This window comes from Citrobacter sp. Cpo147, assembly GCF_030332405.1.
Lineage (GTDB): Bacteria > Pseudomonadota > Gammaproteobacteria > Enterobacterales > Enterobacteriaceae > Citrobacter > Citrobacter portucalensis.
In genome coordinates, this window is sequence record NZ_JAOWHX010000030.1 from 176,349 (window position 1) to 200,261 (window position 23,913).

General features: G+C 53.3%; 23 protein-coding genes. 6 read left to right on the forward strand and 17 right to left on the reverse strand.

Annotated features, from left to right (window positions below):
* The first annotated feature begins 158 nt into the window (after nucleotides 1–158).
* Complete coding sequence (osmC, locus tag OGY06_RS03450) at nucleotides 159–590, forward strand: peroxiredoxin OsmC (RefSeq protein WP_003833007.1); 432 nt, start codon at nucleotides 159–161, stop codon at nucleotides 588–590.
* 84 nt (nucleotides 591–674) lie between these two features.
* Here the strand turns inward: osmC and OGY06_RS03455 are convergent, their stop codons facing one another.
* Genes OGY06_RS03455 through OGY06_RS03480 form a run of 6 tightly spaced genes read right to left on the reverse strand, consistent with a single transcriptional unit; the run spans nucleotide 675 to nucleotide 6,384 of the window.
* Entirely contained in the window at nucleotides 675–1,445 is a 771-nt protein-coding gene (locus OGY06_RS03455; protein WP_191221483.1) for a 3-hydroxybutyrate dehydrogenase, read from the reverse strand.
* A gap of 11 nt (nucleotides 1,446–1,456) precedes the next feature.
* Nucleotides 1,457–2,851, reverse strand: coding sequence for a GntP family permease (locus tag OGY06_RS03460; RefSeq protein WP_197970154.1), 1,395 nt, complete (start codon nucleotides 2,849–2,851; stop codon nucleotides 1,457–1,459).
* A 37-nt stretch (nucleotides 2,852–2,888) separates the two neighbouring features.
* Nucleotides 2,889–3,812, reverse strand: coding sequence for a 3-hydroxyacyl-CoA dehydrogenase family protein (locus tag OGY06_RS03465; protein WP_164562780.1), 924 nt, complete (start codon nucleotides 3,810–3,812; stop codon nucleotides 2,889–2,891).
* Nucleotides 3,802–5,007, reverse strand: a complete 1,206-nt coding sequence (locus tag OGY06_RS03470) for an acetyl-CoA C-acetyltransferase (protein ID WP_286604700.1) — start codon at nucleotides 5,005–5,007, stop codon at nucleotides 3,802–3,804. The genes OGY06_RS03465 and OGY06_RS03470 overlap by 11 nt, the downstream gene beginning before the upstream one ends.
* 10 nt (nucleotides 5,008–5,017) lie before the next feature.
* The gene (locus OGY06_RS03475; RefSeq protein ID WP_003832997.1) at nucleotides 5,018–5,674 is read right to left on the reverse strand and encodes a CoA transferase subunit B; all 657 of its coding nucleotides are present in this window, start codon (nucleotides 5,672–5,674) and stop codon (nucleotides 5,018–5,020) included.
* Nucleotides 5,675–5,676: 2 nt separating this feature from the next.
* Nucleotides 5,677–6,384 carry a CoA transferase subunit A gene (locus tag OGY06_RS03480; protein WP_003020020.1) on the reverse strand — a complete coding sequence of 236 codons (708 nt, stop codon included), beginning with the start codon at nucleotides 6,382–6,384 and terminating at the stop codon, nucleotides 5,677–5,679.
* Nucleotides 6,385–6,526: 142 nt separating this feature from the next.
* Here OGY06_RS03480 and OGY06_RS03485 point away from each other — a divergent pair, with 142 nt between their 5' ends.
* Nucleotides 6,527–7,417 carry a LysR family transcriptional regulator gene (locus OGY06_RS03485; RefSeq protein ID WP_003020016.1) on the forward strand — a complete coding sequence of 297 codons (891 nt, stop codon included), beginning with the start codon at nucleotides 6,527–6,529 and terminating at the stop codon, nucleotides 7,415–7,417.
* A 19-nt stretch (nucleotides 7,418–7,436) separates the two neighbouring features.
* Here OGY06_RS03485 and OGY06_RS03490 read toward each other — a convergent pair whose 3' ends face one another.
* Genes OGY06_RS03490 through OGY06_RS03520 form a run of 7 tightly spaced genes read right to left on the reverse strand, consistent with a single transcriptional unit; the run spans nucleotide 7,437 to nucleotide 14,354 of the window.
* Nucleotides 7,437–8,372: an ABC transporter ATP-binding protein gene (locus OGY06_RS03490; RefSeq protein WP_286604703.1), complete on the reverse strand. Its 936-nt coding sequence runs from the start codon at nucleotides 8,370–8,372 to the stop codon at nucleotides 7,437–7,439.
* Nucleotides 8,365–9,351 carry an ABC transporter ATP-binding protein gene (locus tag OGY06_RS03495; protein ID WP_003832994.1) on the reverse strand — a complete coding sequence of 329 codons (987 nt, stop codon included), beginning with the start codon at nucleotides 9,349–9,351 and terminating at the stop codon, nucleotides 8,365–8,367. Before OGY06_RS03495 ends, OGY06_RS03490 begins: the two co-directional genes overlap by 8 nt.
* The gene (gene ddpC / locus OGY06_RS03500) at nucleotides 9,348–10,244 is read right to left on the reverse strand and encodes a D,D-dipeptide ABC transporter permease (protein WP_003832993.1); all 897 of its coding nucleotides are present in this window, start codon (nucleotides 10,242–10,244) and stop codon (nucleotides 9,348–9,350) included. Before ddpC ends, OGY06_RS03495 begins: the two co-directional genes overlap by 4 nt.
* The gene (locus OGY06_RS03505; RefSeq protein WP_003020008.1) at nucleotides 10,241–11,263 is read right to left on the reverse strand and encodes an ABC transporter permease; all 1,023 of its coding nucleotides are present in this window, start codon (nucleotides 11,261–11,263) and stop codon (nucleotides 10,241–10,243) included. Before OGY06_RS03505 ends, ddpC begins: the two co-directional genes overlap by 4 nt.
* Before the next feature lie 44 nt (nucleotides 11,264–11,307).
* Nucleotides 11,308–12,870, reverse strand: coding sequence for an ABC transporter substrate-binding protein (locus OGY06_RS03510; protein WP_164562783.1), 1,563 nt, complete (start codon nucleotides 12,868–12,870; stop codon nucleotides 11,308–11,310).
* Nucleotides 12,871–12,885: 15 nt separating this feature from the next.
* Nucleotides 12,886–13,473, reverse strand: coding sequence for a D-alanyl-D-alanine dipeptidase (gene ddpX / locus OGY06_RS03515; RefSeq protein WP_197384983.1), 588 nt, complete (start codon nucleotides 13,471–13,473; stop codon nucleotides 12,886–12,888).
* A gap of 14 nt (nucleotides 13,474–13,487) precedes the next feature.
* Nucleotides 13,488–14,354 (reverse strand): MurR/RpiR family transcriptional regulator, encoded by an 867-nt coding sequence (locus OGY06_RS03520; RefSeq protein WP_286604707.1) that lies wholly within the window; start codon nucleotides 14,352–14,354, stop codon nucleotides 13,488–13,490.
* Nucleotides 14,355–14,755: 401 nt separating this feature from the next.
* Between OGY06_RS03520 and hdeB the strand changes: the two genes are divergently transcribed.
* The 4 genes from hdeB to OGY06_RS03540 all read left to right on the forward strand — a co-directional run bounded on the left by hdeB (nucleotide 14,756) and on the right by OGY06_RS03540 (nucleotide 18,942).
* On the forward strand, nucleotides 14,756–15,085 hold the full coding sequence (hdeB, locus tag OGY06_RS03525) for an acid-activated periplasmic chaperone HdeB (RefSeq protein WP_003019999.1): 330 nt from the start codon (nucleotides 14,756–14,758) through the stop codon (nucleotides 15,083–15,085).
* A 155-nt stretch (nucleotides 15,086–15,240) separates the two neighbouring features.
* The gene (locus tag OGY06_RS03530) at nucleotides 15,241–17,184 is read left to right on the forward strand and encodes a methyl-accepting chemotaxis protein (RefSeq protein ID WP_286604709.1); all 1,944 of its coding nucleotides are present in this window, start codon (nucleotides 15,241–15,243) and stop codon (nucleotides 17,182–17,184) included.
* Between the two features lie 179 nt (nucleotides 17,185–17,363).
* Nucleotides 17,364–17,678: a helix-turn-helix domain-containing protein gene (locus tag OGY06_RS03535; protein WP_003832988.1), complete on the forward strand. Its 315-nt coding sequence runs from the start codon at nucleotides 17,364–17,366 to the stop codon at nucleotides 17,676–17,678.
* Entirely contained in the window at nucleotides 17,671–18,942 is a 1,272-nt protein-coding gene (locus tag OGY06_RS03540) for a type II toxin-antitoxin system HipA family toxin (RefSeq protein ID WP_286604711.1), read from the forward strand. The genes OGY06_RS03535 and OGY06_RS03540 overlap by 8 nt, the downstream gene beginning before the upstream one ends.
* A gap of 96 nt (nucleotides 18,943–19,038) precedes the next feature.
* Here the strand turns inward: OGY06_RS03540 and OGY06_RS03545 are convergent, their stop codons facing one another.
* From OGY06_RS03545 to OGY06_RS03560, 4 genes are all read right to left on the reverse strand, one after another.
* A complete protein-coding gene (locus OGY06_RS03545; RefSeq protein WP_003832985.1) occupies nucleotides 19,039–20,406 on the reverse strand; it encodes a glycoside hydrolase family 10-like protein in 1,368 nt (455 codons plus the stop codon).
* A 12-nt stretch (nucleotides 20,407–20,418) separates the two neighbouring features.
* Nucleotides 20,419–20,706, reverse strand: a complete 288-nt coding sequence (locus OGY06_RS03550) for a VF530 family protein (protein WP_032943454.1) — start codon at nucleotides 20,704–20,706, stop codon at nucleotides 20,419–20,421.
* 134 nt (nucleotides 20,707–20,840) lie between these two features.
* Nucleotides 20,841–22,169, reverse strand: a complete 1,329-nt coding sequence (locus OGY06_RS03555) for an HlyD family type I secretion periplasmic adaptor subunit (protein WP_185879291.1) — start codon at nucleotides 22,167–22,169, stop codon at nucleotides 20,841–20,843.
* Entirely contained in the window at nucleotides 22,169–23,908 is a 1,740-nt protein-coding gene (locus tag OGY06_RS03560) for a type I secretion system permease/ATPase (protein ID WP_057067763.1), read from the reverse strand. Before OGY06_RS03560 ends, OGY06_RS03555 begins: the two co-directional genes overlap by 1 nt.
* Nucleotides 23,909–23,913 lie beyond the last annotated feature (5 nt).

Here is a 23,913-nt window from a genome sequence, read left to right on the forward strand (position 1 = left end):
TATAAAGCCGATGTTCAACATAACGGCTTTCTGGATGGTCGGTCATTTTATCTGAAAGGTCAATGCTTAAGCGGCAAATGAGAACTATCCCGTATGTAACATGCTTTTTCCCGGGCGTCCTATACTAGTAACTCCGACGACAACACAGGAGAGCGGTAATGACTATCCATAAGAAAGGTCAGGCACACTGGGAAGGCGACATTAAGCGCGGCAAAGGCACTGTGTCGACCGAAAGTGGCGTGTTGAATCAGCAACCGTATGGGTTTAATACACGGTTTGAAGGTGAGAAAGGCACCAATCCTGAAGAATTGATTGGCGCGGCCCATGCAGCCTGTTTCTCGATGGCGCTTTCGCTGATGCTGGGCGAAGCGGGGTTTACCCCAGATGCCATTGATACCACTGCCGATGTTTCTCTGGATAAAGTAGATGCCGGGTTTGCGATCACTAAAGTCGCGTTGCATAGCCAGGTGAGCGTGCCGGGGATAGACGCCGCCACGTTTGACGGCATCATCCAGAAAGCAAAAGCCGGATGCCCGGTATCGCAGGTACTGAACGCGGAAATTACGCTGGATTATCAGCTGAAGTCTTAATCGTGGCGTGCCGGATGCGACTGCGTCTTATCCGGCCTACGACTGTGCCGGATGTAAGTCAGTCTTATCCGGCACCTGATGATGTTATTGCGCTACCCAACCGCCATCCATATTCCACGCCACGCCACGCACCTGCGCCGCACCGTCTGAACACAGAAATAGTGCCAGCTCACCTAACTGTTCCGGCGTGACGAATTCGCGCGACGGCTGCTTTTCCGCCAGCAGGGCATCACGCGCGGCCTCAGGCTCTGCGCCTTCGGCAATACGCTTATCGATCTGTTGCTGAACCAGCGGCGTGAGCACCCAGCCGGGACACAGCGCATTGCAGGTTACCCCCGTCTGCGCGGTTTCCAGCGCAATGGTCTTGGTGAATCCCACCACACCGTGCTTCGCCGCTACGTAGGCAGATTTCTCTTTTGAAGCCACCAGGCCGTGAACAGAAGCGATATTAATGATGCGTCCCCAGTTTCGCGCGCGCATACCAGGAAGCGCCAGACGCGTGGTGTGAAAAACGGAAGAGAGATTAATAGCGATAATCGCGTTCCATTTATCAATCGGGAAGGTTTCCACCGGGGATACATGCTGGATCCCCGCATTGTTGACCAGAATATCAACACCGCCGAATTCGCTCTCGGCATAGCGCATCATATCGGCAATTTGCGCTTCATCGCTCAGATCCGCGCCATGATAGCCTGGCGTTTTGCCATATTGCGCAACAGCGTCTTTGGCGGCATCCACATCACCAAACCCGTTAAGGATCAGGGTAACGCCCGCTTGCGCCAGCACCTGTGCGATACCTAATCCGATACCGCTGGTCGAGCCGGTAACCAGGGCGATTTTTCCCGTTAAGTTCATGATGATTCTCCTTAAACAATTCCGGTGGTGTAGAAGACGCCGATGACAAACAGTACGGCCAGACTTTTAATGACGGTAATAGCGAAAATTCCGCCATACGCCTGACGATGGCTGAGACCGGTGATAGCCAATAAGGTAATGACCGCGCCGTTATGCGGCAGGGTGTCCATACCGCCGCTGGCCATAGACGCCACGCGGTGGAAGACTTCAAGTGGGATATTGGCAGCGTGAGCGGCTGCAATAAAGGTATCAGACATGGCAGCAAGGGCAATACTCATCCCGCCAGACGCCGAGCCGGTGATCCCGGCAAGCGTGGTGATGCTGATAGCCTCATTGAGCAGCGGGTCAGGAATAGCCGCCAGCGCTTTTGACAGCACGAGAAAACCAGGCAGGGCGGCAATCACTGCGCCAAAACCGTACTCTGACGCGGTATTCATCGCCGCAAGGATCGCGCCGCCAACCGCCGTTCTGCTGCCTTCCGCCAGGCGACCTTTAATGTTGTGGTAGCCGAAGAGCACCACCAGCAGGATCCCAGAAATCAGCGCCGCTTCCACTGCCCAGATAGCGGTGATTTTACCGACTTCGGTGGTAATCGGCTTGGCGAGACCCGGAAGCTCCAGTTGATGCGTTGCGCCATACCATTGCGGGATCCAGCGGGTGAACAACAGGTTAAATACCCCAACCAGGATCAGCGGAGAGATCGCGATGATCGGGTTCGGCAGATTAATGTTATCCGGCGTTTCCGGCTCGTTTAACAGTTCAGTGCCATAACCCTCATTCTTAGCCTGTGCTTTACGACGCTGACGTTCGAGATAAACCAGACCAACAACGATGATAAATACGGAACCTATCAAACCCAGCCACGGCGCGGCCCAGGCGTTGGTACCGAAGAAACTGGTCGGAATAATGTTCTGGATCTGCGGTGTGCCTGGCAGGGCATCCATGGTGAAGGAGAAGGCACCCAGCGCAACGGTTGCCGGGATCAGGCGTTTAGGAATATTGCTCTGACGGAACAGTTCGGCCGCGAACGGATACACTGCAAACGCCACTACGAACAGCGATACGCCGCCGTAGGTCAACAGCGCGCATACCAGCACAATCACCGGGATGGCATGACGACGACCAAGGATGTTGATAGCGGCGGCAACAATAGAACGTGAAAATCCAGATAACTCGATTAACTTGCCAAACACTGCCCCCAGCAGGAACACCGGAAAGTACAGCTTCACAAAACCGACCATTTTTTCCATAAACAGGCCGGTGAAGGCAGGGCCGACGGCGCTGGGTTCGGTAAGCAATACAGCACCTAATGCCGCGATGGGGGCAAACAGAATGACGCTGTATCCGCGATAGGCTGCCAGCATCAGCAGACCCAGCGCTGCCAGGGCGATTAATACACTCATCATGACTCCTTATTATTATATTGGGGTACAGAAAGAGACGTTATGGTTTCAGGGCAAAACGCAGCTGATGCTCTCTGCGTTGCTGGATGTACTCCTTGCGCGAATCATCCCAGCGATAAAATCCCTGACCGCTGCGTAAACCGGTATCACCGTTGGCAACCTTGTCAGCGACCAGCGACATCATGTCGCTGCCGGTTGCCAGTTCCGGAAGCAGATGCCGACAAATGTCCTGCACCGTAGAAAGCCCGGTCATATCAGCAGCCTCCAGCGGACCGACCATTGCATAGCGACGTCCGAGCGAGGCGCGCATCACCTGATCAACCACTTCTGCGCTGGCGATGCCGCTTTTAACGATATGTAGCGCTTCGCGTAGCAGGGCAAACTGTAGTCGGTTGCCGACAAACCCTGGGGCAGCGCGGTCGAGCACCACCGCCTCAAGTTGCATCGCGATCAGCATTTGTTGTAATTCATGGAGATATTTCGGCTTCGTTGCGGTGCCAGGTACAATTTCGACCAGCGGAATAAAATGAGGCGGGTGCCAGAAATGGGCTATCAGCAACCGTTCAGGATGGGCGAGCTTTTCCGCCAGTGCATCCGGCGGCAGGCCACTGGTATTACTGGCAATAACGGCCTCCGGCGCGATCAGCTCTTCCAGTTGGGCATACAGTGCGTGTTTGAGTTCGAGCCGCTCCGGGATCGCTTCAATCAGTAACCGGCATGCGGCAATATCCTGTAGCGAGGTCGTGCCGTGCAGGCGAGACACGACCGTCGTTTTTTCACCAATGGCAAATTGGTCGGTGGCTATCAGCTCATCCAGAATACCGCCGGCAACTCCGCTTATTTCTGCAATTCGGCTGCTATCGGTATCGTATAACCAGACATCGTGACCATAACGGGCGAAGTGGGTAGCAATGCCGACGCCCATTAAACCCGCCCCCAGGACGCAGATAGGTTTACTTTGCATGAGATACCTCCTGTGAACGCTCTACTGCCAGCGCCACACCTTGACCTCCGCCCACGCACAGCGTAGCCAGCCCTTTTGTGGCGTTGCTGCGAGCCATTTCGTGCAGCAGCGTTACCAGAATCCGGCAACCTGATGCGCCAATCGGGTGCCCTAGAGCAATTGCGCCGCCGTTCACGTTCACCCGGTTGCTGTCCCAGTTCAGGGATTCGCCAACCGCCAGCGCTTGTACGGCAAATGCTTCGTTGGCTTCGATAAGATCCACGTCATTCAGCGTCCAGCCAGCACGTTTCAGGCACTGGAGTGATGCTTCTACCGGCCCAATCCCCATAATGGCGGGATCGACGCCAGAAACCGCGTAGCCTGCCACCCGGGCAAGCACCGGCAAATTGAGTTCTGCGGCTTTGGCTGCGCTCATCAACATCACCGCGGCGGCACCATCATTGATGGATGAGGCATTTCCGGCGGTCACCGTACCGTTACCTGGACGAAATGCTGGTTTAAGTTGCGCCAGCTTGTCGGCCTGAGTATCCGGGCGAGGCTGTTCGTCACGATCCACCACACGTGGCGGTTTTTTGCCCTGCGGGACGCTAACCGGCGTGATTTCCGCGCTAAAACGACCCGCTTCAATGGCGGCGGCGGCTTTTTGCTGGGAGCGCAGGGCAAAAGCATCCTGCTGCTCACGGCTGATAACAAACTTATCCGCCAGATTTTCGGCAGTAATTCCCATGTGATAGTCGTTGAACGCATCCCACAGACCGTCATGCACCACGCTGTCTTTCATGCTGGCATGACCCAACCGCAGACCGGCCCGCGCCCCGTCGAGAAAATAGGGCGCATTACTCATGCTCTCCTGGCCTCCGGCAATCACGATTTGCGCATCGCCACAGCGAATCGCCTGTACCGCCTGATGCACCGCCTTCAGACCCGAACCACACACCAGATTAATGGTTAGCGCGGGCGTGGTGACTGGCAGACCTGCGCGTAACGCCGTTTGTCTGGCCGGATTCTGACCGCAGCCCGCGGCCAGAACCTGACCTAAGATCACCTCATCAATTTGCTCGGGTTCCACAGCCGTTTTTTCCAGCAGCGAACGGATCACCACTAAACCAAGCTCAACCGCGGAAAGTGGTGCCAGCGCGCCATGAAAACTGCCAATCGGGGTGCGCGTTGCCGCGACAATGACAACATCCTGCATGGTCAGCTCCTCAGCTAAATTGCATTTCTGGGACATTTTCGGGAACGATGAGCTTACCGGCGGTTCTGGCGACAATCTCATCCACGCTGATGCCCGGTGCACGTTCACGCAGAATGAATGCACCGTTTGCAATTTCCAGCAGAGCCAGGTCGGTAAGCACGCGTTTGATGCAGGCCACGCCGGTCAGCGGCAGGGTGCAGGCGGGAAGCAGTTTGGACTCACCACTTTTGGAAGCATGGGTCATTACCACAATGATATTTTCGGCTCCGGCAACCAGATCCATCGCGCCGCCCATGCCTTTCACCATTTTTCCGGGGATCATCCAAGAGGCGATATTGCCGTTAACATCGACTTCAAACGCACCGAGCACCGTCAGATCAACGTGGCCGCCGCGGATCATGGCGAAGGATTGCGCTGAGTCGAAAATCGCCGCGCCTTTGCGCGCCGTCACTGTCTGTTTCCCGGCGTTGATCATGTCGGCATCAATTTCGTCTTCTGTGGGAAACGGGCCCATACCCAGCAAACCGTTTTCTGATTGCAGCATCACGTCCATGCCATCAGGGATGTAATTTGCCACCAGCGTGGGAATACCGATCCCAAGGTTGACGTAATAACCGTCGCGCAGCTCGCGGGCGACGCGCATCGCCATTTGTTCACGCGTTAACATGGTCAGGCTCCTTTCTGGCGCAGGGTGCGTTGTTCAATACGTTTTTCAAACTGCCCCTGAATAATGCGGTTAACGAAAATTCCGGGAGTGTGAATCGCCGCAGGGTCCAGTTCTCCGGGAGGGACAATCTCTTCAACTTCCACGACGGTAATGCGCCCGGCGGCGGCCATCAGCGGATTAAAGTTCTGTGCGGTGTGGCGATAGATGACGTTGCCGTACCAGTCGGCTTTCCAGCCTTTAACCAATGCAAAATCGCCGGTTATCGCCTGCTCAAGAATGTAAGGGCGTCCGGCAAACTCGCGAACCTCTTTACCTTCCGCCACGGGAGTTCCATATCCGGTCGCGGTAAAAAATGCAGGGATCCCCGCGCCGCCCGCGCGCAACTGCTCTGCCAGCGTACCCTGCGGCGTCAGGATGGCTTCCAGTTCGCCGCTAAGCACCTGTTTCTCAAACAGGGCGTTTTCCCCTACATAGGATGCGACCACTTTGCGCACCTGACGCGTTTCCAGCAGCACGCCAAGACCAAAGCCATCCACACCACAGTTGTTAGACACAACGGTAAGTCCCTGAACCTCCCGACGGCGGACTTCGGTAATCAGGTTTTCAGGGATCCCACATAAACCAAAACCGCCCGCCAGCAGCGTCATGTTGTCGGTCAGTCCTTCCAGCGCCTCTTGATAAGTGGCAACACGTTTATCCAGTCCAGCCATACACTTGCCTCCCAAGTTGTCCTTGCCGACATCATTGGGGGTGAAAAATGATTTGTTAATTTTAAATTTGTGACTCACTCATTGGGTTTTTTTATCAATTTAATGTTAATTAAAGGTATTCAACAAGTTAAAGGAATGCGAAATGGGAATGAGCATCAAACAGTTACGCGCGTTTTTAGCGGTAGCTCACACTCTGAATTTTGCTCATGCCAGCGAAAGACTGAATATGTCGCAACCCGCGTTAAGCCTGGCGATTAAAGGACTGGAGGATTCGCTGGGTGGGGCGTTACTGTTAAGAACGACCCGCAAAGTGACCCTGACGCAGGAGGGAGAAACGCTGCTGAATATGGGGCGACAGCTGCTGGCGGACTGGGAGAATACGGAAGAAGCCATGCGCCAGCGCTTTACGCTGCAGCGCGGTAAAATATCGATCGCCGCCATGCCCTCATTTGCCGCTAACGTCCTGCCATCGGTACTGAAAACATTTCGTGATTCTTATTCCGGTATCAACGTAACGGTTCATGATGTGATCAATGAACACGTGATTGAAATGGTCAGTGAAGGGCGGGTCGAGATGGGCATAGCCTTCGAGCCGGACTATTCGGGACATCTGCATTTCACGCCGCTCGGTGTGGATCGTTTTATCGCGATTGTGCCGCCAACCTGTCGACTGGCAGACAGGGATCGTATTGCGTGGCGCGAACTGCTGACGCTGGATTTTATCACCCTGCAACGCCCGTCCGCCGTGCGGCTGATGCTGGAAGAACAACTGGTGCAAAGCGGACATACGCTGGAAGTGGCGCTGGAGAGCCACCAGTTGGTAACCGTTGGCCGCCTGGTGGCTAACGGTTTGGGCGGTAGCGCCGTACCTGCACTATGCCGCACGCAAATGACAGAGTTAGGCGCAACCTGTATCGATCTGGATACGCCGGTGATCCAGCGTCGGATCGGGGTTTTGCGTTCGGCGCATCATAAATTATCTACCGCTTCCGAGGTGCTGGTGGATTCACTGAAAAAGGCGTATCGCACCTGACTTTTCTCAACGGCTCTGGTCATGTAACCGCCCGCCAGCAGCGAACGTCACAGCCGGTATCACCCTTCAGCAATGCCTGTTTTTTCTCACAACCGTGGGTTGCCAATGGACATCTGTCACGGAAAAAGCAGCCCTGGGGCAACGTTCGGTTTCCCGGTAGCTCAGTCTTACGTAACACCAAATCTTCCGCCAGCGGTGCGCCCGTTTTAGGGACCGAGTCCAGCAATAATCGTGTGTACGGATGGGCGGTGTGAGTGAGAACCTGTTGGGCATCGCCCAGCTCAACAATTTGCCCGAGATACATCACCGCCACACGGTCGCTCATATGGCGGACCACCGACACGTTATGCGATATCAATACGTAGGTCAGGTTTCTACGCGCCTGTAGCGACACCAGCAGGTTGAGAATTTGCGCCTGCACGGAGATATCCAGTGCTGAAGTTGGCTCATCAAGGACGATAACATCCGGCTCTGACGATAGCGCCCGGGCAATAGCAATACGTTGGCGCTGTCCACCGGAAAACGCGTGCGGCAAGCGGTCGAGATATTCAGGACGAATCCCCACCTGCCGTGCCAAATCCTCGGCAAGCATGCGTCGTTCACGCTCCGGGCTCCGTTTTTGGATCCACACCGGTTCGGTAATTATCCGCCACACCGGTAAGCGCGGATCCAGCGATGAAAGAGGGTCCTGAAAGACCATTTGCATACCGTTATGCTGTTTTTCACCACGGCGAGAATAGCTTCCCTGGCTGGGTTTCAACATGCCCATCAGCAGTTGCGCCAGCGTACTTTTTCCACAGCCGGATTCGCCAACAATCCCCAGCGTTTCACCCTGGTGAATCTGTAAATCCAGACCGTTGAGCGCATGCACCCGTTCCGTAACCTTGCCAAGCCAGTTTTTACGCGCAGGAAAGTTGACATGAACATCCTGCAGCGCCAGTAAATAATCAGACATGTGTTGTCTCCAGTTGCGGATACCAGCAGGCAGATTGTTGATCCGCGCCTCCCTGACTACTTAACGCAGGCATCTCTTCACAACGAGGACCAGCGGCAAAGCAGCGTTCGCGAAACGCGCATCCGGCAGGTAAGCAGGTTAGGTTCGGCACGGTGCCGGGAATGGCGGGCAGCAATGCGCGCGGTTCGCCGTGTTCCGGTGCGCATTTCAGCAAGCCAATGGAATAGGGGTGCGTCGGACGTTGAATAACGGTTTGCGTCGGGCCACTCTCAATCACGCTCCCGGCATACATGACATACAACCGGTCGCATAACTGTGAAACCACCGCCATATCATGGCTGATAAATAACACCGCTGTTCCGCTGGCGCGCGCTTTTAACTTCAGCAAACGCAGCACCTGCAGTTGCACCGTGACGTCCAGAGCAGTGGTCGGTTCATCGGCAATGATAAGCTCCGGCTCGCACGAAAAGGCCAGCGCAATCATCACGCGTTGGCGCATACCGCCGGAAAGCTCAAACGGAAATCGTTTCATGACCTCCGGCGCGTCCGGGATTTGCATCTCTTCGAGTAGAGCAACAGCTTTCTGGCGGGCATCCGTTCGGCTTAACGCCTGATGATGGCGGATCACCTCCACCATTTGCTGGCCGATACGGCGGGTCGGATTCAGTGCCGTCATGGGCTCCTGAAAGATCATCGCGACGCGTGCGCCGCGCCATTGGCGCATTTGTTTCTCACTGGCGTTGAGCACATCTTCACCCAGCAGCGAAACGCGTCCCTGGTGAATACGATAGCTTCCCTCCGGTAGCAGACGCATGGTGAGCATGGCGGTCACGGACTTACCGGAACCGGATTCACCCACCACACCAACAATTTCTCCGCGGTTGATGTGCAGTGATACATGGTTCAGCGCATGCACGTCAGCTTTATAGCCGGGGAAACTCAGATGCAAATCTTCGATTTCCAGTACGGGTTGTGTCATGACTGTTTTCCTCCGGCTTTCGGATCCAGCAGATCGCGAATACCATCGCCAAAGAGATTAAAGCCCACGGCGGTAATCAGAATGGCGGCGCCGGGAAAAGCACAATACCACCACTGATCAAGCACGTAATTGCGGCCAATTGCGACCATCGCACCCCATTCAGCGCTGGGCTGCTGTGCGCCCAGACCGATAAACCCGAGCGTGGCGGCCATCAGGATCGCACTGCCGATATCCAGTGATGCCTGCACAATGAGCGGCGGCAGAGAATTGCGTAAAATGTGCCAGCTAATCAGATGCCAGCGTGAAGCGCCGTAGGTCCGGGCAGCCTGTACATAAGTAAACTGGCGCACCACTAACGTCTGGCCACGGGCGAGGCGTACATAGAAAGGGATACGGACGATTGCAATCGCCAGCATGGCGTTAAACAGGCTGGGGCCCAGCGCGGCGGCCAACGCCATCGTCAGCACCAGCGAAGGGATGGACAGCATAATGTCCATCATCCGCATAATTATCGCGTCGGCACGCCCGCCCATGACACCCGATAAGCAACCCAGCAGTGAGCCCAATCCCCCGGCGATACCCACTACCACCAGACCCGCAACGACAGATTGCTGACTTCCTACCAGGACGCGGCTGAACAGATCGCGACCGACTTCATCGGTTCCAAACCAGTGAGCGGCTGACGGGGGCAGCAGGCGCGCACTCAAATTGATGGCATTCGGATCGTGGGGTGTTATCCACGGCGACAGCACCATCAGCAGCAGTATCAATACGATAATGACCCCGCCAACCAGCGTCAGCGGGCTACTTTTCATCATCCAGAACAGTTTGGCCCAGTCCGTGCGGCGGCGTGCAGTCTGAGGGGCGGTCGGTGTTTCTTGAGTGAGCATCATTCAGCACCTCCACGTCCAATTCGAGGGTCTACCCACAGATAGAGTAAATCCACCACCAGGTTGACCAGCACATAGGCAAACGAGACCACCACCGCAAATCCCATTACTGCCGGGAAGTCGAGTGCCTGAATTGAGGTCACCACCCAGGCGCCCATGCCAGGCCAGGCAAAGACCGTTTCGGTCAATACCGCACCGTAGAGCAGATCGCCTAGCGCCAGGCCGAGGACGGTGATTGATGGGATAAGTGCGTTAGGCAATGCATAGCACAGCACGATGTACCAGCCCGGGAGCCCGCTGGCGCGGGCGGTGCGTATGTAATCTTCACTCAGTTGCTCCAGCATGGCGGAACGAATCTGACGGGCAACGATCCCAAGATGTACAAAAGCCAATGTCAGTGATGGCAAAATCAGGTGCTGAAGCGCATTGAAAAAGACTTCGCCGTTGCCTTCCAGCAGAGCATCAATCAGGTAGAAACCGGTGACGTGAGCAGGTGGATCCAGCCAGTCGTCTAAACGCCCACCGCCTGGTAAAATTTGCAGATGACCGTAAAACAGCACGATAACCCCCAGCCCCAGCCAGAATGCAGGCGTGGAGATACCGGTAATTGCCATTAGCCGAACAAGGTGATCAAGCCAGCGGTTACGCCAGACCGCAGATAAAATACCCAGCGGGATACCTATCACCAGCGCCAGCAACAAAGAACAGAAAGCCAATTCAAGGGTCGCGGGGAAGAAAATGCGCAGCTCATCCAGTACCGGACGCCCGGTGCGAATAGAGGTGCCTAAATCGCCGTGAAAAATATCGCTGACATAGCGAAAAAACTGGACATACAGCGGTTGATTCAGCCCCAACTGTTGGCGAATATTTTCGACAATTTCATCGCTGGCACGGTCACCCGCCAGCAGCCGCGCGGGGTCGCCAGGTATCAGGTGTGAAATAATAAAGGTGATTACGCAAACACCGATAACCACCAGAATAAGTCCCCAGCATCGCTGGCGTAAAATACTCCAGAACGTCATTAGCTTCCCCTTGCGGAGCCAGAGCGGCTCCGCATAAACGTGGCTTATTTACTCATGGTGGAGATATTGAAGACCTGTTCCAGCATGGGGTTGAATACAAATCCTTTGACGTCTTTGTTCATCGCCAGCTGATAGTTTTTCTGGAATAGATAGACGTAGGCTGCTTCATCAATCACGATGGTTTGCGCCTGCTGGTAGTCATTGGTTCTGGCAACCTGATCGGTCGTGGCCAGCGCGCTGCGCAGGAGTTTATCGACCTCAGCGTTTTCATAGAACGAACGGTTACCCGGCAAGCCTTTCTTATCTGACTCAAACCAGTAGTTCATAAACATGTACGGGTCGGCAAAATCCGGACTCCAGTTGCCAATGGCAATGTCGTAATCGCCTTTGCCCACGCGGTCGCGCATGGTTGCGTTTGCCAGTTTTTCCAGTTTCACCTTAATACCCAGCTTGCCAAGGCTTGCCTGGGTGGCGAGCGCGATAGGTTCCCAGTTAGGGTCATTATCGGAGTACAGGAAGCTCAGGCTTTCAGGTTTGGTGGCAACTTTGTCCCACGCGGCTTTGGCTTTGGCTTCATCGAAACTGTACTGCATGGCTTTATCGTCAAAACCCCACATGCCTTCAGGGATCGGGCCACGCATTTGCTTTCCGTTGCCGCTCAGGATCCCGTTGACCATGCCCTTATAATCGGTGGCCCACGAGATGGCGCGGCGTAAATCCACCTGATTAAGCGGGGCCTTACTGTTGTTGAGATACAGATAGGTCACGCGCAATGAGGGATAATCCGCCACGTTCACTTTGCCTTCCTGTTTTAAAGCGGCAAGCTGGTCAACAGGAAGCGCATCGGCAATGTCGATATCGCCACGTGACAGTTGCAGGCGACGGGAGGCGCTTTCACCAATGATTTTGACTGAGACACGCTTAAATGTCGGTTTCGCCCCGGCATAATGCGGATTCGGCACCAGTACCAGTTGTTGTCCCTTTTGCCAGCTCTTCAGCATAAAGGGACCAGAGCCTGCCGTGTTCTGCGCGAGGAATCCGCGGGCATCGTCTGCGGCATGCTCTTTTAAGATGGCCGGGTTAATGATTGAGGCACCGTCATTTGCCAGCGTATACAGAAACGGGGCAAACGGCTGGCTGAGGGTAAATTTCACCGTATTGTTATCAATGACGTCGACCTTCAGATCTTTTGGGAAAGCCTCCGCAGGTCCCTGACCAATTTTGAGCAAACGTTCAAAGGATTGCTTTACCGCATCTGCCGTTACCGGCGTTCCGTCGGCGAATTTGGCATCGTTTTTCAGGGTAAACGTCCACTCTTTCTGATCGTCAGAGGCTTTCCAGCCGCTGGCTAAATCACCTTCAACTTCCGTGGAGCCTTTGCCACCATCGGTTTTGTATTGAACCAACCGCTGGTAGGAGGGATAGGTGACTGTCCAGTCATTGTTATCGATGGTCACGGCGGGGTCGAGCGTCTGCGGATCGGCGGCTTTACCAATCACCAACATATCTTTGGGAACGGCAGCCTGTGCGGCGGGCAGGGCAAACGCTAACGCAACGGCTATCAGAGCGGGGCGGAAAAAGGCGTTTAACGCAGGTGTAGTCTTCATAACCAGGCTCCAGAATTAAAGTGGATGTTGTGTTGTTATTGGCGTGACAGTGTAACAATCTATTTGATCGTCAAGCAGCGGGTAACGGGCGGCATCAGGTAATTCAAAATGCCACCATTCGCTATTAATACCGACAAAACCGCTACCAAACATAATGGCATTGAGCAGCAGGCGGTTGCGCTGCGCGGCCGGAGGAACAGACGGATGCCAGGCATGGGAACGGTCGTGCATTTCATCAAAACCGGCCCCCATATCAAGGAGATGGCCGCGATCGTCCATCAACGTGACGTCAATGGCCGTACCCCGACTGTGATTGGAACCAATCGCGACATCGACAACATACTGCGGGTCGGGACAGGCATTCCACAGTATCGCCTGCGCCTGCTGGGGGCGATACGCGTCGTACACCACAAGCTGCAGGCCGGCCAGTTGCGCAATGCTGATACTTTTAGCCAGTGCGGTTACCGCCTCGGTGTGTAGCAGGCAACGCGCTTCCCGGTAGATAGGTGCGCCGGTAATGTTGTCGGCAGTGGCGTATTTAAGATCGATATGCAGCGACGGAAATATCACCGACAGATCGACCAGTTCTGGGTGTTCTGACATAGCACGTATCCTGTTTATTGTTCGAATTGACCAAATTGTTGTTGTAACTGGCGATTGGTTTGCAGGCGTCCTGCGAGGGCGTCACCCAGTTGTGCCACCACCGCAGAAAGTAATAAGTTGAACAGACAGCTCACAGGCGCCAGTGAGTCCCAGAAATGTCCGGTGTCGGTTTTTACCTGTAGTAAATCAATGGAATAATCCCTGGCCCATGGGCACCACATATCGGTAATTAGCGCCAGCGGAATGCAGCGCTCTGTGGCGACACGGCAATATTGTCGCGAAATAGCGGAGTAGGCGCGCATATCGGTAATAACCACGTAAGGCTGGCTGAATCCCGAGTTCAGCGACTCTACCCAACTGCCGGAAAGGCCTTCGGAGTAGCTGACTTTAGGTCGCAGGTATTCCAGGTGACTAAAAAAGGCGTTGGCGATCCCGCGGGTGGACTGGATCCCGAGGATGTACACGGCTTCCGCATGCGCCAGTTGCTGTGCAATGCGTAAAAACGTTTCGCCTTGTGCGAGCTGGTAGACGTGGGTAATAGCGTCGATCTCCAGCAACAGCGACTGATGCGCCCGATCCGGTAGGCTTTGTTGCTGGTGCCAGGAGTCCAGTCGTTCGTTCATTCCCCAGGGCTGATAGGGAACAACGGGAAGCTCACGCAGACTGGCTTTTGCATCCTCCAGGTTACGAAAGCCCAGTTTACGCAGATAACGTCCGACGGTAATGCCGCTGGTGCCGGTTGCTTTGGCGATGCCATCTGCGGTTTCAAATGGGATCTGCACAGCATGGGCTAACAGCCACCCGGCCACGCGCTTTTCGCTGGGCGTCAGCTGGCTAAAGGTTTGCTCTATGCGGGTAAATAACTCTGGTTTGGCTGTCATTACCTTCTCGCTGTTAGTTGCCTGTCAGATACCGTATTTCTGTTAGCGAATTAACAATGCAGGACGCGTGCCATGTGCGTAACAGCGGCACGTCGGCTGTTTTTGTTAAAAATAAACCGATATTCATTAACCAATGATCAACATTTGTGCAGCGTAGTTCAGTTTTGGTGCAACGGCAGAGGAAGAGGGGTATGAATCTGCTGATTTCGTCGGAACGATCACATTGTGGGCAACATTTACCCCTCAGACATAAGAATCAGTAATGGGAAATATAAATTTCAGCCATATCAATAACAGTAATCTTTATTCTTATGATGGTAGGGGTATTATTTTTCGCGAGCTACATTAACGGTGTTAAGCGCAAGTGTAGATATTATTTATATTATAAATGGAGTACTACAATGAATAAATTCTCCCTTTCTACAGCAGGTATTCTGGTCGCAGCGCTGTTAACCAGTGTCAGCGTCAATGCAGCAACAGATAACGCTAAAACTGAAGTGACTCCAAAAGGCATGAACTGCCAGGAGTTTATTGATTTAAACCCGCAAACTATGGCTCCAGTGGCCTTCTGGGTGCTCAATGAAGACGAAGACTTCAAAGGTGGTGACTACGTCGACTATAACGAAACCGTTACGACTGCAGTTCCTCTGACCGTTGAACTTTGCAAGAAACATCCGCAGAGTGAATTAAGTAAAATAAAAGACGAAATCAAAAAAGAATTATCCAAATAAGATTTAACTGTTATTAAAGCCCAGCCAAAGTGCTGGGTTTTGTTATTTGTGACACTGTCACTAATTTGTTTTGCAATACTTAAGAAAACTTTATAAAGATATAAACGCCTGTGCCGATACTGGATAAAAGTTAGCCTTTTGCAGAAGGAGTTTGTATGGCCTGGTATCCTACTCGTATTTCAACGCGTTTAACCATCGGCGGCATTCTGCTGCTTGCAGTAACGAGCCTTGTTATCGTGGTGATTATGCTCTGGCGCGGTCAGCCACGCGTCGTTGAAATCAACACCGCTCTGATCGAAGAAACAGGGCAAGGTTTAACCCGTCAGTTGAGTACCGTATTGTCCCGAATTGAAGGTGAGACCGTCAGCCTGTCGCGACTGGCTGAAGTGTTGCCTAACGATGAATCACTGTACCAAAGCGTTGTTCCGCATCTTATTGGTGAAGGTAAAGACTCGATTATTACCGGCGGCGGCATCTGGCCAGAACCAGACGCCTTCACCGCAGGTGTGGAGAAAAGAAGCTTTTTCTGGGCGCGTAATGCTGAAGGAAAGCTGGTGTATTCCAATGATTATAACGTCGAAGGATCGAGTGGATACCACAATGAAAGCTGGTATCAACTGGCCAAAGGCCATTCACAAAACAGCTGTTTATGGTCTGACGTTTACCAGGATGCCAGTTCAGGCGTCAACATGGTGACATGCAGCGTGCCTTATCAACAGGCGGGCAAGTTTGCCGGTGTCGCTACCACCGATATCCGTCTGGATAACGTCGCCACTTTTATGCAGCAGCAGGGAAACAGCACCGGTGGTTACGCGTTTGTGGTAGACAAGCAGGGACAAATTCTCTATTTCCCGCAGGCCGACCTGGCAAAATATAAAACCATTAACGATTTGGCGCAAAGCGCGCAGTGGCTTATCCCGGTGCAAAACGGTCTGAAATCCTTGCGCCCGGCGGATGGAGTGAAGACGATTACGCTTGCGAACGACAACGTGTTGAATACGCCATCCCGGGTAATGCTGTTCCCGATGGCGGATACCGGCTGGGTCGTGGGGCTGGTGACACCTGAATCACGCATCGTCGGTCTCGCCAAAGTGATGATGCAGGATGTTCTGGAAGTATTGATCCCTGTCATGACGCTGTTGCTGGTGGGATCATGGCTGGTGGTTCGCCGACTGATTTTGCGTCTCGATGATACTCGCCAGGCACTTGATGATATTGCGCAGGGCGAAGGCGATCTTACCCGTCGTCTGGATGTTCGTGGCAAAGACGAGATTTCAGCTATCGCCGAGGCGTTTAACCTGTTCGTCGATAAAATCTCGGCCATCCTGATCACCGTCAGAAGCAGTAGCACAGTGGTAGCGAATAACGCCGTTAGCCTGGCTGACAGTAATATGGAGCTTTCATCTCGCGTCACGCAGCAGGCCGCTGCGCTGGAAGAGAGTTCGGCGGCGATGGAACAGTTAAATGCGACCGTTCATCAAAACGCCAGTAATACACAACTGGCGGATGAGCTATCCGATAGCACCGCGCAAACGGCCAACCGCTGCGGCGATGTGATGCAGGGCGTGATCTCAACAATGGATAACGTCAGCGCCTCATCCGGCAGAATGGTGGAAATTGTCGCGGTCATCGACAGCATTGCATTCCAGACCAATATTCTCGCCCTGAATGCCGCGGTTGAAGCCGCCAGAGCGGGGGATGCTGGCAGAGGGTTTGCCGTCGTGGCCTCCGAAGTGCGCACGCTGGCTCAGCGCAGTGCCACCGCCGCCCAGGAAATTAAAACGTTGATTGATGAATCTGTTTCTCATGTAGGTAGCGGAAGTCAGCAAATCCACACTGCCGGCGAACGTCTGGGAGAACTGGTCAGCAATGTGCGTCAGGTGCGCCAGTTGATGGGGGAAATACGCGTTGCGGGTGAAGAACAACGTAAGGGCGTTTCCGAAGTTACGCTGGCCGTTACCGAGATGGACAGCACCGTTCAGCAAAACGCCTCATTAATTGATGATGCCGCAGCACGGACGCAGGCGCTGAAAGAGGAGGCGGAACAACTGGCAATGCTGGTTTCGTCATTCAGACTACCTGAGCCTTCCGTTGCCTGATAACGGCATCATTTCCGGGTGCAGACCTTGTGCCCGGATAACTCCAGTATAATGTCCCTTAAGCAAGATTTTCCGGTTTAACTCCTTTTTATTGTGTCTTATAAGACTTTGAATCATTTCCCACTTAACTCTATAATATTGGGTGTAAAGTCGTTTTTATCCCAATAAGAGCCAATATTATGGATTTAACGCTAAATACTGCAGCCGATATCGTCAAACTACTTTGCGACAGATTGCGTAAAGAACGACTCGCCCGGCAAATGACGCAGGCTGATGTTGCCGCGCGTTCAGGGGTCGGTGTGAATACCGTTTCAAATCTGGAAACAGGTAAGAATGTAGGATTTGAGAATCTGGTCAAAGTCGCAATGGTGTTAGGCTATGGCGATGCACTGGAGGGGTTATTCAAACCCAGGATTGATAGTCTGGATGATATTTTGCGTTACGAAAAGAGCGCAACGCGCCAGCGGATCAAAAGGAAAAAACCTGATGCCTGAACAAGTTGATGTCTTCTATGAAGGTTGGGGTGAAAAATGGCTGTGGGGAAAACTGGTGTCTTCCACAGCCCTGACCGGACGTCCGTTGATCGCCTTTGAATACAGTGAAGACGCCTTACGTAGGGGCCTGGAGCTGTCCCGTCTGATGTTACCGCTGAACGGTCCCCGTTTGCGCAGGGATTTCCCGGCCCATCAGTTGGGATTACCTGGACCGGTTTATGATTCGCTACCTGACGGCTGGGGCATGCTGTTGATGGACCGATTATTTAAACGCCGCGGACTCAACGCAGCACGCATAGGTCCATTAGAGCGTTTAACCTGGGTCGGCAACAACGCGATGGGCGCCATGACATTCCAGCCCGTTCAGTCAGATGTCGAGATGCTGTCAAAAGAGAATGTTCCTCTCGAACAACTGGCCGCTGAGGTTCAGGAAGTCCTGAGCGGCGAAGGCGGGGAATTTTTGCACAAACTGCTCCAGATGGGCGGTTCGCCACAAGGAGCAAGGCCTAAGGCGCTATTTTATCGTGACACTGTCACGTCTAAATTCACCACGGTGCCGCAACCCGGGAGCGAAAGCTGGCTGATTAAATTTCCCGCCAGGCATGAGCATGCTGAGGTATGTGCCATCGAAGCGGTTTATGCTGAATGCTTGCGCCAATGTGGGATCACCACGCCTGATACGGCGTATTTCAATCTGCCCGGCGGACAGGCGGCATTTGCCACTCGCCGTTTCGACCGTGACCAGTCGATACGTATTCCTATGCAGAGCCTGGCGGCACTTACCGGGGCAAATTACCAGATACCCGGCGCTTTAGACTACCGGGATTTTCTGCGCGCCACGCAGATTTGTACCAATGATGTCAGAGAAAAGGCAAAAGCGTTCGAACGCGTGGTTTTCAACGTGGCTTTTAACAACCGCGACGATCATCCGAAGAATTTTGCCTATTTAATGTCAGCCGATGGAAACTGGACTCTGGCTCCGGCTTACGATGTCACCTGGTGCGAAGGACCTGGCGGGTATCACCAAATGGACGTGCTGGGAGAGGCGCTGGATATCGAAAGAAAGCACCTTCAGTCGCTTGGCGTTCAGGAAGCTGAGTTATCTGCTGACCATGTGAACGGCATAATCGAAAAAGTCTGTCACTTTGCCACTGCATTGAGCGCTATCGCCAGGGACAAATACCCCGATCAGATAACGCTATCTACGCTGAATACGATACAGAAACAAATTAATGATAATGTCCGCCGGCTAATGTCCCGGTGACGCAGATACGGCCGCAACACTTCCCGGAAAATTAAAGCTGAGCGGGGCAAGGTTTCCCCGCTACATTTCCCCGCTAAACTGACGAGAGGACAACTATTAACGTCCCCAACGATTGCGAATATAGGTCACAGCTTCCTGCGTTTGCGGTTGATTAAGATAATCTTCGCGAAACAGGATCGTGCCGTTGATGTACGGTTCGGATTCGTTTAAATCGAGCTGCTTTTTCAGTTCCGGCACACCGCCTTTTACCGTCCAGTCTGGCTCTTTTCTCGATGGTTCACCGACTTTATACAGCGCTACACCAATGTAGAGGCGAGTGTTGGTTGATTTCACGACATCTGCCCACCATTTTGCTAGTACATCGTAACGCGCTGCGTCACGGGCAAAAGGCCAGTAGAGTTGCGGTGCAATGTAATCCAGCAAACCTAATTGCACCCAACGGCGGGTGTCTGCATACGACTCATCATACGCTGCCGCGCCGCGCGTGTCGGAGCCCGCTGGATCGTGCGAACGGTTGCGCCACACGCCCGCAGGACTAACGCCAAACTCGACTTCAGGCTTGAGTTTCTTGATGGTCCGCGATACCTGGGCAATCAACCGTTGCGTGTTATCGCGCCGCCAGTCAGCTTTGGAAGCGAACCCCTGACCGTATCTTCTGAAGGTCTGGCTGTCATTGAGCGCAGAGCCGGGAGACTCGGTATAGAAGTAATCATCAAACTGCACGCCGTCAACCGGGTAATTCTCAACCACTTCCGCCACGATGCTGGTGATCCAGTCGCGCACGTCGGGAATACCGGGGTCTAACACAAAACGCTCGCCCGCAGTGCGGATCCAGTCCCGATGCAGGACGTATACGCTGGACGGCGTCTGTGACAGCGTGCTGTTTAATTCAGTGACCGTCGAAGGTTTGGTGTTTACGGACACGCGATAGGGGTTAAGCCAGGCATGAACTTTCATTCCGCGCTTATGCGCTTCATCGAGCATAAACTTCAGCGGATCGTAACCCGGATCCTGGCCAATCGTACCGGTCAGGGTATCTGACCACGGTAGAATTTTTGACTTCCACAATGCGGTCCCATCGGGCTTAACCTGGAAAAAAACGGTGTTAATACCAAGCCGTTTCAGGTTGTCCAGCTTATCCGTCAGCGCTTTTTGCTGCAGGCTGATGCGTACGGCAGGCGAACTGATGTTCACGGATGAAATCGGCGGCCAGTCAAGACGTGAAACCGTCGCCAGCCAGATCCCGCGCACTGGCTCCTTGCTCTGCTGGGGTTTGCTCACCGGAGGTAGCGGAGTGGTCTTGTGACCGGGTGGTTGTGAAGAACAGCTGCCAAGTAACAACATACTGCCTACAAGTACAGCAAACCATTTCATGTTGGTCAGCGGTAGTCTGGCACGAGAACGGGCGAGAATCTTCGCCAGTTTTTTCTGATAATTTCCTGAAAAGAAACCGGATGCTGCCATCTGATTTTGCTCTTATTTCTTTTTATTGCGGCTGTTAGCCCAGGGATCGAAGGCCGGTTCGGGGGTGTTGTTTGAGGCCAGGTCATGCAGCGAATCAAGGTACAGCGCTTCAACTTCTGCCCGCGCCCACGGCGTACGGCGCAGAAACTTCAGACTGGATTTAACGCTCGGTTCATTTTTAAAGCAGTTGATATTAATGCGTTGCGCCAGTTCAGCCCAACCATAACGTTCAACCAGGGCATTGACCTGCATTTCAAGCGTTACGCCATGTAAAGGGTCTTTAGAAATATGAGCATTCATATGAAGTCCAGTTCAGTGGTTCCAGATTTTGTCAGTAGTGTGACGGGAAGAAGGTTACAAGAAAGCAAAGCTGCCAGCAACGGCAGAAAGCGGTATGGCGCGACAAGCCGTACGCCATACCGGCAATGGATGGCTCAATACTCTTTAAAAGCCAGTTCCAGACGGGCAATCAACGGTTTAAACAGGTAACTCATCAGGGTTCGTTCACCGGTCTTGATCGTCACGCTGGCGGGCATTCCCGCTTTAATTTTGTAATCGCCCAGCAAACGCGCGCCCTCTGCTGAAACCTGTACTTCCGCAAGGTAGTAAGGCTGCTGAGTGGCTTCATCAATTAAGCGGTCCGCCGAGATAGTCAGAACCCGGGCCGGAACCGACGGCAACAGGGCATGGTTAAGGGCAGGGAAAAGCACATCAACGGTTAAGCCGGGGACCAGTTTATCAATGGCATGCACGGGTATTTTGGCATCAATTTGCATCGGTTGTCCGGCAGCAACGATATCCATAAGATGTTCGCCGGGTTGAATGACGCCGCCCACGGTACTGACTTTAACATCCAGCACAATACCGTTAATCGGTGAGCGAATCTCGGTGTTATCCAGCTCGTGACGGGTGGACGCCAGTTCATCCTCCAGCATTGCCACTTCTTTTTGGTTTTCCGTCAGTTCAGACTCAACTTCACGTAAATATTGATGACGCACCTGGTAGGCTTTAATTTTTAATTCGTTTTGCTGCGATTTCAGTTTGGCAATGTTAAGAATATCTTCTGAAACGCTGCCAGATATTTCTGCTGCCTCGCGCTCCAGCACCAGTAATTGCGCTTTGGGATAATAGTTTTTTTCGCTCAGCGCGCGAATAGCCCCTAACTCCCGGTTAATCAGAGAAAACTGGTGGTCGCGATAGCCTTTTATTTTATTGAGATTATCCGTTTGTCCTACCAGACCATCGAGCGTTTCCTGAATCATCGACAGTTCATCCTGAATCGTTTTGCGACGGGTATCGAAAAGTTTAGCCTGCAGATTTCTGACTTCTGCCAGCCGTTTATTGCCAGATAATTGCTGCGTCAGCGTCGTATTAAAGACGATCGCATCCAGGCCATCGCGTTCTGCCAACAGGCGATCTTCGATACTTTTTGCAGAAATATACTGGGCATTTAACGCGCTGAAACGCATTTCAAGCTGCATTTTATCCAACCGGACGAGGACCTGATTTTTCTTCACCAGGTCGCCTTCTTTGATAAAGATATCCGTTACCCGACCGCCGCTCAGATGCTGAATGGTTTTGCGGTTACTCGATACGGTTACCGTACCATCGGCGACCACGCCCGCATCTAACGGCGCTTGCACTGCCCAGAGGATAAAACTACCGACACCAAGCACAATGACGATCACGCCCCGGATAATCGGCGACCAGATATTAGTATCAACGCCAGCAGAGGCCGCGTTCTCAGATTTCTTTTTCATCATCAGGCCTCACGTTGCTGTTCAGTCGTGGATGGAGAAGGCGTAGCCACTGGTTTCAGTACGTTGGCCTGACGCAAATGGGCAAAAACCTGATCGCGGGTACCAAACTCCTGTATAGCGCCATCGTTAAGCAGCAAAACCTTATTGACCACGCCGAGCAGCGTCGGGCGGTGTGAGATAATGACAGTGGTTTGTCCCTGGGTACGCAGGGTATTGATGGCTTTAACGAGTGCGAATTCGCCCGCGTCGTCAAGATTGGCATTCGGTTCATCAAGCACGATGAATGCAGGATTGTTATACACGGCGCGTGCCAGCCCGATGCGCTGCCGCTGCCCGCCGGAGAGCTGATATCCACCTGCGCCCAACAGCGTGTCATAACCTTGTGGCAAGCGCAGGATCATCTCATGAACGCCTGCCAGTAATGCGGCGGCGACGATAAGCTCACTGTCATTCTGCGCGAAGCGGGCAATGTTTTGCGCGATGGTACCGTCAAACAGTTCCACATCCTGCGGCAGATAGCCAATAGACGGGCCCAGCAGCGCTTTATCCCACTGACAAATATCTGCGCCGTCTAATCTGACTTTCCCTGATAGCGGTTTCCAGACGCCAACCAGAACCTTTGCCAGCGAGGTTTTCCCTGAGGCTGAGGGGCCGATAATCCCCAGAACTTCACCTTGCTCCAGCTGGAATGAGATATTACGCAGTAGCGGGGAAGGCTGGCCGGGGGCTGCGGCGAAGACGCTTTCGACGCTGATGTTGCCGTTAGGACGCGGCAGGGTCAGTACCTCTTTCGGTGCCGGATACTCCTTCAGCAAGGTTGAGAGCTGATGCCACGCGCTACGAAACTGCACGAACTGCTTCCAGCTGCCAATGACTTGTTCTACCGGATTGAGGACGCGGCCAAGAATGATCGAGGCGGCGATCATCAGGCCCGGAGTAATATGGCCGCCGATCACCAGTAAAGCCCCGGCGCCCAGCGCAATAGATTGCAGCAACACCCGCACAAAGCGGCTGAGACTGCTTAACCCGGCCGTTTTGTCGGCAATCTGCGTTTGTAGCGCCAGCACTTTGTTATGTTGCTCCTGCCAGTTGGACTTCAGGGTCGAAAGCATCCCCATCGCTTCAATGGCATCGGCGTTTTGCAGCTGTTTATTCAGTTTGCTGGCATTGTTAATGGTTAAGGCGTGCGCTTGCTGAATCGGGCGCTTGGTAGAGATTTCAGATACCAACGTCAGAATAAATAATAATGTTATTCCGCCGAGAGAAAGATATCCCAGCAGGGGATGGACCAAAAAGGCGATGAACAGATATATTGGCGTCCAGGGAATATCCAGTAAGGCGAACAGGCTATTCCCGGAAAGAAACTGACGAACCTGATCTAATTCGGCTAAAGATTGCGCTGGGTTGTTATCACCGGTAACCATCTTTCTTTTAAAGGCTGCGTTAAAAACCAACTGGCTTAGCTTTATATCCAGCCTGTTGCCAAGCCTGACCATAACCTGCGCGCGGGCAGATTCAATCATGGCAATAACGATGTACAAGCCGACAATCAATAAGGTCAACATTAACAGCGTGGTGGTATTTTTACTGACCAGCACACGGTCGTAAACCTGTAGCATATAAATTGCCGGCGCCAGCATAAGCATATTAATCACACAACTAAAAAACAACAGCATCAGAAAAGTGGGTTTCGTTCCCTTTAATGCATCATTCAGTTCTGTTGGCGTATGCTGGCGCGACATAGTCA